The 9,109-nt window shown below is 66.9% G+C and carries 8 protein-coding genes and 1 pseudogene; 8 read left to right on the top strand and 1 reads right to left on the bottom strand.

What is annotated here, in order from left to right; all coding sequences use genetic code 11:
* Window positions 1-32 precede the first annotated feature (32 nt).
* From FHG71_RS15895 to FHG71_RS15910, 5 genes are all read left to right on the top strand, one after another.
* Window positions 33-437: an OsmC family protein gene (locus FHG71_RS15895; RefSeq protein WP_139082685.1), complete on the top strand. Its 405-nt coding sequence runs from the start codon at window positions 33-35 to the stop codon at window positions 435-437.
* 85 nt (window positions 438-522) lie between these two features.
* Window positions 523-678, top strand: coding sequence for a hypothetical protein (locus tag FHG71_RS24000; RefSeq protein WP_218014116.1), 156 nt, complete (start codon window positions 523-525; stop codon window positions 676-678).
* An 18-nt stretch (window positions 679-696) separates the two neighbouring features.
* Window positions 697-1,374, top strand: a complete 678-nt coding sequence (locus tag FHG71_RS15900) for a PhnD/SsuA/transferrin family substrate-binding protein (RefSeq protein ID WP_218014119.1) — start codon at window positions 697-699, stop codon at window positions 1,372-1,374.
* Window positions 1,371-2,789, top strand: coding sequence for an ATP-binding protein (locus FHG71_RS15905; protein WP_139082686.1), 1,419 nt, complete (start codon window positions 1,371-1,373; stop codon window positions 2,787-2,789). Before FHG71_RS15900 ends, FHG71_RS15905 begins: the two co-directional genes overlap by 4 nt.
* Window positions 2,783-3,994 (top strand): sigma-54-dependent transcriptional regulator, encoded by a 1,212-nt coding sequence (locus tag FHG71_RS15910; RefSeq protein WP_139082687.1) that lies wholly within the window; start codon window positions 2,783-2,785, stop codon window positions 3,992-3,994. Before FHG71_RS15905 ends, FHG71_RS15910 begins: the two co-directional genes overlap by 7 nt.
* A 5-nt stretch (window positions 3,995-3,999) precedes the next feature.
* Here the strand turns inward: FHG71_RS15910 and FHG71_RS23620 are convergent, their stop codons facing one another.
* Window positions 4,000-4,260, bottom strand: a complete 261-nt coding sequence (locus FHG71_RS23620) for a hypothetical protein (protein WP_176559447.1) — start codon at window positions 4,258-4,260, stop codon at window positions 4,000-4,002.
* Here FHG71_RS23620 and FHG71_RS15915 point away from each other — a divergent pair.
* The 3 genes and pseudogenes from FHG71_RS15915 to FHG71_RS15925 all read left to right on the top strand — a co-directional run.
* Entirely contained in the window at window positions 4,201-4,677 is a 477-nt protein-coding gene (locus tag FHG71_RS15915) for an arsenate reductase (azurin) small subunit (protein WP_281281974.1), read from the top strand. The two genes, FHG71_RS23620 and FHG71_RS15915, sit on opposite strands and share 60 nt — an antisense overlap.
* Window positions 4,678-4,691: 14 nt before the next feature.
* The gene (locus tag FHG71_RS15920; RefSeq protein WP_139082689.1) at window positions 4,692-7,268 is read left to right on the top strand and encodes an arsenate reductase (azurin) large subunit; all 2,577 of its coding nucleotides are present in this window, start codon (window positions 4,692-4,694) and stop codon (window positions 7,266-7,268) included.
* Window positions 7,269-7,669: 401 nt separating this feature from the next.
* Window positions 7,670-8,209: pseudogene (locus tag FHG71_RS15925) on the top strand (TSUP family transporter); the annotation flags it as partial.
* Window positions 8,210-9,109 lie beyond the last annotated feature (900 nt).

A 9,109-nucleotide genomic window follows, 5' to 3' on the forward strand; every position in this document is an offset into this window, starting at 1 on the left:
AAGAATGATCGGACCCATAGGGGGAGATCAGCATGCTTGAGTACCGGGTTGCCGCGCGCCGGATCGACGCCCACGGTTCGGTGGCCACCACGAAGCAGGCCGAGGTCGTCCTCGACACCGACGTGGCTGGCCGGGTGGACGCGTTCAACCCGGCCGAGCTCTTCCTCGCGTCCATCGCCGCCTGCATGATCAAGGGTGTGGAACGGGTGACGCCCATGCTGCACTTCCAATTTCGGGGCGTGGAGGTCACCCTGCACGGGATTCGGCAGGACAGCCCGCCGAAGATGATCTCCGTCACCTATGAGCTGGTCGTGGACACCGACGAGGACGATCGCCGGCTCGAGCTCCTCCATACCAATGTGCGGAAGTATGGGACGATCTCGAACACGGTGGCCGAAGCTACTCACCTTGAAGGGATCATCCGGCGCAAGGGGTAAGAAGGAGAGCGATTCCCGCTAGGTCAATCTCGCCGGTTGCAGGCCAGCCCGGGATGAGGTTTCCTGGCCGCCAGGGGAGGACATCATGGCGCCCACGCGGCGACAGATGCTGGCTTGGGGGACTGCCGCCCTTGCCGCGGCGGGGACGGCCCGTGCCGCGGCACCCCTCCGTCTCGGTCTGACTCCCGTCTTCCTCGACAACGACGTTGCCGTGATCGACGGGCTACGCTTGGCCCTGTGATCTGCCGCCGGCGGTGCCATCGAGGTCGCACAGCGCCGGACCTACCAAGAGGTAACAGGTCTGCTCCTTGAGGGATCGGTCGATGCCGCATGGCTCTGCGGCTATCCCTACATGCAGCATCGCGACCGGCTGGCCCTTCTGGGCGCGCCGGTTTGGCAGGGCCAGCCGCTCTACCAGTCCTACCTGATCGTCGCTCCGGACGACGCGGCAGCGGGCCTGGCCGACCTCGAGAACGGCATTCACGCCTTCTCGGACCCGGACAGCAACTCTGGCTGGCTGGTCACGGCGGCCGACCTCAGGGCGATAGGACGCCGTCCCGAGGAGTTCTTCGCCCGAACCATCTTCTGCTGGGGGCATCGTAACGTCGTGCGCGCGGTGGCCGGAGGCCTTGTCCGGTCCGGCAGCGTGGACGGCTATGTGTGGGAGGCGCTCGCGGAGATCGAGCCGGACCTGACCGCCCGCACTCGCGTCCTGGCCCGGTCGGAATGGCTGGGCTTCCCGCCCTTCGTGGTCCGGGCCGACAGGATGGATGAACCGGGGATCCGGGCGTTCCGGGACGCGCTCCTTGGGATGGAGACGACCGAAGCCGGACGGGCGGCGTTGGCCCTGCTCCGGCTGGACTCGATCGGTCCCGCCCAGCCCTCGCTGTATAACGGCATCCTGTCGAGGATGCAGGCCCTGAACGCGTCGCCATGACGAGGCTGCTGCGCAATCTTCCTCTGTCCGTCCGCGTGCCGGCCCTCGTCGCCGGCCTGATGATCCTCGTGGGGGTCGTCGCCTCGCAGCAGGTGCTCGCGGTTCTGGGGCGGGTTCAGGAGGAGCGGCTGAGGGAGATCGCCCGGCTCCAGGTCGAAGGCCTCGCGGTGGCGCTGGGCCCGGCGGTCCTGCGGGAGGATGTCTGGGAGGTCTACGACACGCTAGACAGGGCCTCTCTGGCGGCGGACGGCCGGCGCCTCGTGCTGACGGTGGTGGCCGATGGCCAGGGGCGCGTGCTCGCCGCCAGCGATCCGCGGCGCGCCCCGGTGGGCCGTCCCATCGGGCCGCTGGCTGAGGGCGCGCAAGCCCTTGAGGAGGTCGGTCTCGCGGCGGGCTTGGCGGAGATTCGCGTCCTAAGCTCCCTGGAATACCAGGGGCGCGTGGTTGGCCAGGTCTTGACCGAACTCGACGTGACGGACCTTGCGGCCGAGCGGTCCCGCCTTGTCCGGATGCTCCTGGCCGGGAACGCCGTCCTCACGGCGCTCTTCGCCCTCGGAGGATACTGGACCGTGCGGCGCATGATGAGACCGTTGCGGGTGCTGGCTCGGCACATGGACATGACCGAAGGGCGGCCGACTGCGATCCCGCTCGATCCGCGTCACGACCCCGAGGTCGCGCGCCTCTTCCGCACCTACAATGACATGGCAGGCGCTGTCGAAGCGAGGTCCGAAGCCGAACGCAGATTCGCGGAGCGGGAGCGTTACGCGAGCCTCGGGCGCCTGTCCTCCTCGCTCGCGCATGAGATCAACAACCCGCTCGGGGGACTCCTCGCTACGGCCGACACGCTTCAGGCCTTTGCCGACCGCCCGGAGGTGGTCCAAGACGGTGCCGCCCTGATCGAGCGGGGCCTCCGGCACCTGCGCGATGTCGCCAAGGCGACACTGGAGCAGCACCGGCTCGACCCGGAGGGGGCACCGCTCGGGGCCGACGACCTCGAGGATCTCCGGCTCCTCTTCTCGCCCGAGGCCCGGCGGCTGGAGCAGGCGCTCGAATGGCGGGTGGAGGCCCGCGGCGACACCCTCGCGCGACTGCCGGCGGCGCCGGTCCGGCAGATCGCGCTGAACCTGCTCCTGAACGGCTCCCGGGCGGCCGGCTCCGGCGGAACGGTGGGACTCGATGTCGAGGAAGGCCCGGGAGAGCTTCGCGTCGTGGTCCGCGACAGCGGGCCCGGGCTTCCCGATTCGGCGCTCCGGCGGCTCCTGACCTCCGACCCGGGAGGCCCGGGCGGAGGGCTCGGGCTTCGGACGGTGCGGGACCTGGCCGCCGCTCTGGGCGCTCGTATCGATCACGCGAGGGCCGCGGGCCGCACGGAGATCCGAGTCCGATTCCCCATTCCCGAGGTCGCCGCATGCTGAGGGGCCGCCGCTTCGCTCTCGTTGAGGACGACGAGTTCATGGGCTCCGCCATCGAGCAGCGACTCAGGCTTGAGGGGGCCGAGGTCGTCTGGCTCAAGCAGGCCGTTCGGGCGCTCCCCGCAATCCGCACGCCCCGCGCGCCGATCGACGCGGTGATCTGCGACATCCGTCTCCCCGACGGCTCGGGCGAGGAGATCTATGGCGCGCTCTGCCGCACCCATGCGCCGCCGCCCTTCTTGTTCATCACCGGACAGGGCGACATCGACCAGGCCGTGCGTCTGCTGCGGGCCGGGGCGCAAGACTACATGACCAAGCCTTTCGAGATGAGAACCTTCCTAGACCGGCTCTCGCATCTCCTGCGGGCGCGACCGAACGATCCCTTCGAGCCCCTGGGCGTCTCCCGAGTGGCCGAGGAGACGGCTCGCCGCTGCGCCGAATTCGCTGCCCAGGATTGCCCTGTGCTGATCCGCGGCGCCGGTGGAACGGGAAAGGTCCGTCTTGCGCAGCGGCTGCACGACCTCTCGGATCGCGCTTACGCGCCCTTCATCTCGCTTACGAGGTCGGCGGAGGACCAGACCACGGTCAACGTGTCTGACCTCGAGACTGCCATCGAGCGTGCTGGCGAAGGCACGCTTTATTTAATGAAGGTCGAGGCGCTGAACCAGGAGGCACAGGCTGTCCTCCTGGTTCGTCTGGGGGACGGGTTCCGTCTGATCGCGTCCTGTGGTCCTGGCTTCTCTCCCGAGACGAGCCCCTTCCGGGCCGATCTCTTCAGCCGCCTCGCCTCGGCCGAGATCGTGCTGCCTCCGCTGGCCGAGCACCCCGACGACGCGCTGTGGCTGGCGCAACGGATCTTTCAGGCGGTGAATGCGCGGCGGGCTGTCCCGCTCCGGGGCCTCTCCGCGTTGGCTGAAGCAGCGATCCTCGCCCACGACTGGCCTGGGAACGGGCGTGAGCTCAGGACGCGGCTCGTGCGCGCGGTGGGAGCCGCCACAGGGGAATGGCTTTTCCCGGCGGACCTCTTCCCCGAGCGGGTGGCCGAAGGTGAAACCCTGGCCCCACTCGCTGATATCCGTGAAGCCGCGGAGCGACGCCACATCCTGCTCGCGCTCGAGCAGGCGAACGGGCACGCCGGAGAGGCGGCCAGGCTTCTGGGCATCTCTCGGACCACGCTCTGGGAAAAGATGCAGAAGCTGGGGATCTAAGCGCCTCAACCGTTCGGAAAACCGAACAGGCCGAATTCCTCAATGCGGTCAATAGCTTTCTGCGCCGCGGAAAGATTCGGGCCTGACTTCGTGCAGGCCATCGCGTCACCTACGATCGGTTCAAAGAAGACCGAGGGGAGGAGACCACCATGAAGTGCGGCAAACTCGTCGATGTCGGCCGGCGAAGCTTCCTCAGAGGGGGACTGATGACCGGCGCCGGAGTCGCAGCGGCGGCCGTCGCCGGGACGGGCGCCGCGCCAGCTCATGCGCAGACCTCGCTCGCGCGCGTCCAGAATCCGTCCACGCGACTCGCGAACTTGGCGGATCTCGTCGTTAACGAGCCCCTCGACATCACCTACCCGGACGAGGACAGCCCTGGCGTGCTCCTCAAGCTCGGGACCCCCGTGCAGGGCGGCGTCGGCCCTGACGGCGACGTGGTCGCCTTCTCGGTCATGTGCCCGCACAAGGGCTGGCTCATGTCCTACAACACCGCGGACAAGACGCTGAACTGCCCCGGCCACTTCTCGCGCTTCGACTGCGAGGCCGGCGGGCAGCAGGTCTGGGGTCATGCGACGCAGAACCTGCCGCAGTTCCAGCTCCGTGTGGACGAGACGGGCGACATCTTCGCCGAAGGTGCCGACGAGCTGATCTACGGCCGCCTCTCCAACGTGCTCCAGGCCTGAGGGGGGACCGAACAATGGCTTTCAAGCGTCAGATCGACCGGCTGCCGATCATCCCGGCCAACGCCCGCGTCAACAACGTGACCTGCCACTACTGCATCGTCGGATGCGGCTACAAAGCCTATTCCTGGCCCATCAACCAGCAGGGCGGAACAGCGGCCTCCGAGAACTGGGCCGGCGTGGATCTGTCCGAGCAGCAGTATCAGGACACCGATGCCTGGTATGCGCCCTCCATGTACAACGTCGTCCGACAGGACGGCCGCGATGTCCACCTCGTCATCAAGCCCGACGTGGATTGCGTCGTGAATTCCGGCCTGGGCTCCATCCGTGGGGCCCGCATGGCCGAGAACCGCCGCTCCGAAGTCACGGGCACCCAACTCCAGCGTCTGACCGAGCCGATGGTCTGGCGCTACGGCTCCTGGCAGCCCACGAGCTGGGACGACGCGCTCGACCTCGTGGCGCAGGTCACCGCGCGAGTCGTCACGGAGGGAAGCGAGGACGATCTCTACGTCTCAATGTTCGACCATGGCGGCTCGGCGGGCGGCTACGAGAACACCTGGGGCACGGGCAAGCTCTACTTCGGCGCCATGAAGGTGAAGAACGTCCGCATCCACAACCGCCCCGCCTACAACTCCGAGGTCCATGCGACGCGCGACATGGGCGTGGGCGAGCTCAACAACGCCTACGAGGACGCCGAGCTCGCCGACACGATCATGGTCGTCGGGGCGAACCCGCTCGAGACCCAGACGAACTACTTCCTGAACCACTGGATCCCGAACCTCCAGGGCGCGACGCTGTCGAAGAAGCGCGAGATGATGCCCGACGAGCCGCACGAGGCCGGACGCATCATCATCGTCGATCCTCGCCGCACGGTCACGGTCAACGCCTGTGAGGAGACGGCCGGACCGGAGAATGTCCTCCACCTCCAGATCAACTCGGGCACCGATATGGTGCTGTTCAATGCGCTCCTGACCCACATCGCCGATCAGGGCTGGGTGGATCAGGACTTCATCGACAACCACACCGCCCTGGGCGGCGAGCTGGCGGCCGATGATGCCATGGGTGAGGTGGCGGGCGCCTCGGGGCAGGAGATGCTGCCGCGCAAGCCCAGGACCGAAGGTCAGCCCACCGACCTCACTACCTTCGCCGAGGCGCTCGCCCGGAACCGCACCTCGATCGAGGATGCGGCCGAAATTACTGGCCTCAACCCCGCCGACATCATCAAGGCGGCCGAATGGATCGCCATGCCGAAGGAAGGCGGCTTCCGGCGACGCACCATGATCGGCTACGAGAAGGGCATCATCTGGGGCAACGACAACTACCGCACCAACGGCGCGCTGGTGAACCTCGCGCTGGCCACCGGCAACATCGGGCGGGAGGGCGGAGGTTGCGTTCGCCTGGGCGGCCATCAAGAGGGGTACGTGCGCCCATCCGATGCCCATGTCGGGCGCCCCGCCCCCTACGTGGATCAGCTCATCATCCAGGGCGGCGGCAAGGTCCACCACGTCTGGGCCTGCGACCACTACAAGACCACGCTCAACGCCACCGAGTTCAAGCGCGTCTACAATCACCGCACAAACATGGTGAAGGAAGCCATGGACGCCGCCGCCGGCAAGACGCGCGAGGAACTGGTGGACGCCATCGTCGCGGCGGTGAACGCGGGCGGGCTCTTCTCGGTCAACGTGGACATCATCCACACCAAGATCGGCCAAGGCGCGCACGTCATCCTGCCGGCGGTCGAGTCGGGCGAGATGGACCTCACCTCCATGAACGGCGAGCGGCGGATGCGGCTCGTGGAGCGCTATATGGACGGCCCCGGCGTGGCTCAGCCGGATTGCCTCATCGCGGCCGGGATCGCTCAGAATATGGAGAGAGTCCTCACCGAGATGGGGCGCACCGACTACGCGGCGCAGTTCCAGGGCTTCGACTGGCTGACGGTCGAGGACGTGTTCAACGATGGGTACCGCCAGAATGCGGGGGGCGGCGAGTTCGTGACCTACGACCGCCTGCGCGCCATGGGCAACAACGGCTTCCAGGAGCCGGCGGTGGGGCTCGACGGCGAGACCATCGTTGGCACCCCGCGCCTCTACGCCGACGGGAAGTTCGGGACCGAGGACGGGCGCGCCCTCTTCTGTGTGGCAGAATGGAACGGGCTCCAGGCGCCCGGCAAGGAGGAGCAGCGGGCGAACCACGCCTTCCTCATCAACAACGGCCGTTCGAACATCAACTGGCAGAACTGGTTCCTCGACCAAGACAACGAGTTCGTCCGCGACCGCTTCCCCTATCCCTTCATCCAGATGCACCCCGACGACCTTGCAGAACTCGGAGTGGCCCAAGGGGACCTTGTAGAGGTTTGGAATGCCGATGGGGCGACACAGGCCATGGTCTACCCCACCGACACGGTCAGGCCGAAGGAGACGTTCATGCTCTTCGCCTCGCCCGCCGGGGTGCAGGGCAACGTCATCAATGCCGGCGTCAACGAGCTCGTCCTGCCCAACTACAAGCAGACCTGGGCCAACATCCGGAAGCTCTCGGCGGCTCCGGCCACGGTCACCGGCCTGTCGTTCAAGTCGTGGGAGTACGACGCGGGCTGAGCCGCGCCAGTCCGGCCGGGGCTGCACCCGGCCGGATGCGATCCTGGTGCTCTTCCTCGACCAAGTCTGAAGGGGCCCAGTTCGGTTCGCCGCGTCCCATCCTGCTCGAGGGCAACGCTCGACAAGCGGTTGCCCTCACTCACAGGGACGCCCTAGGTCAGCCCGTCAGCAGGGCGGAGCGATCGAGAATGGCCGACACCTCGGAGGCGATGTGGCTGGCGCTCGCCTTCCTGGTCGTGGCGCTTGTCTAGGCCTCAGTCGGGCAGGCGGGCGCTTCGGGCTACATCGCGGTCATGGGGCTTGCCGGCATGGCGCCCCTGGCCATGAAAACAACCGCTCTGGCCCTCAAGCTGCTCGTGGCCGGCATCGGCACGGCCCAGTTCTAGCGAACAGGACGGCTCTCTTGGCGGGCGGTCTACCCCTTCGCGGTCCTGGGCTTCCCGTTCTCGGTGCTGGGCGGCGCGGTCCACTTGCCCACCGATGTCTACTATACCGTGGTGGGAGCCGTGCTCGTGCTCTCGGCGCTCCTGATGGCCAGGTCTGCTCTGCGACGGATTGCCGGAGCCCCGGAGACGGCCCGGCCACCTCCGTTCCTGCCTGCCCTTGCGACCGGTGCAGCCATCGGCTTTGTGTCCGGCACCACCGGCACTGGAGGCGGGGTGTTCCTCGCCCCCGTCATTCTTGCCATGAACTGGGCTCCGGCCCGGCAGACGGCCACGATTACGGCCGTCTACAACCTCATGAACTCGGCTGCCGCTCTCGCAGGCGCGTCGGCTTCATGGGGCTCCCTCCCGACCGCACTCCCGCTATGGCTCCTCGCCGTCGGTGCCGGCGGGTCTGCCGGAGCCTTCGTCGGAAGCCGCTATCTGCCGGATCGGGTGCTGCGCACGATCCTGGCCCTTCTACTGCTGCTCTCAGGGCTCAAACTGATACTGGAGTAAGATGGCGACGCAGAAATGTTCATTGCCGCACGGGATGGCCGACCTCACCTGTTCAGTCTCTTGAGCCGTGCATTTCCTAGGTGGACATGGCTTCAGTGCCTAGGCCCGGCACCAGCGGCAGGGCGAACAGCCAGGCATCTTTGGTCTCCGGCCGCGCAGGACGGCTTCTGATTCACCTCTGCATCCACCTTCCGAAAACGAGGGACCAACTCGAAGAAAGGTCACAAACGATCCTGGACCGACGGTCCCGGGGTCTGCACGTGTGACTTCATCGGGGTCGGCCAAGAGGTGTCACACCGCAGCTACGAGCCTCGTAGCAGAAGTCTGACACCAAGATGAAAGATGAGGATGAATCAGATGCATAGTTATTAGAAGAGCCTTCGGGCGGGCGTCCAGGTTGCGCTGGCGGTCGCACCAACCCCCTGGCTCGGCGATTCTCGTGACTATGTAGCAGAGCGGCAGCGCAGTGCCGTGAGGCACGCTGGACCTGCGGTGCCTACCTTCATCGTCGATGGCGACTGTGTTCAGCTCCGGAGCCAAGGCAATGTTCAACATCGCCCTGCATTCACTTACAGCCTCGGGCTTGCTCCGAGCCGCAGCGCCGAAGAGGGCTCGATCCCATGTGCTCGTCAGCAGAGAACTCGAACATGGAAGGGCGCGATCGAACACGCTACCTCGGCCGACGGCTTCGACCGGCTTCTCAAGCTCGAACAGGTCTGCGACCAACTGGGGCGCTCACCCGCCAGCATCTGACCCGAGGCGGCCAGACAGGATTCAGCAGGGGCGATCGCTCAGCCGGAAACAGACCCAAGGAGGAGTCCCGCAGATTGGTGTGTGTCAATCGGCACGGGATCGGGACCCTGGATCGGCGTTCAAGAGGGACCCCGGTGTGGATGCGGC

The organism is Rubellimicrobium roseum, assembly GCF_006152145.1.
In the GTDB taxonomy this organism is placed as follows: Bacteria; Pseudomonadota; Alphaproteobacteria; order Rhodobacterales; family Rhodobacteraceae; genus Rubellimicrobium; species Rubellimicrobium roseum.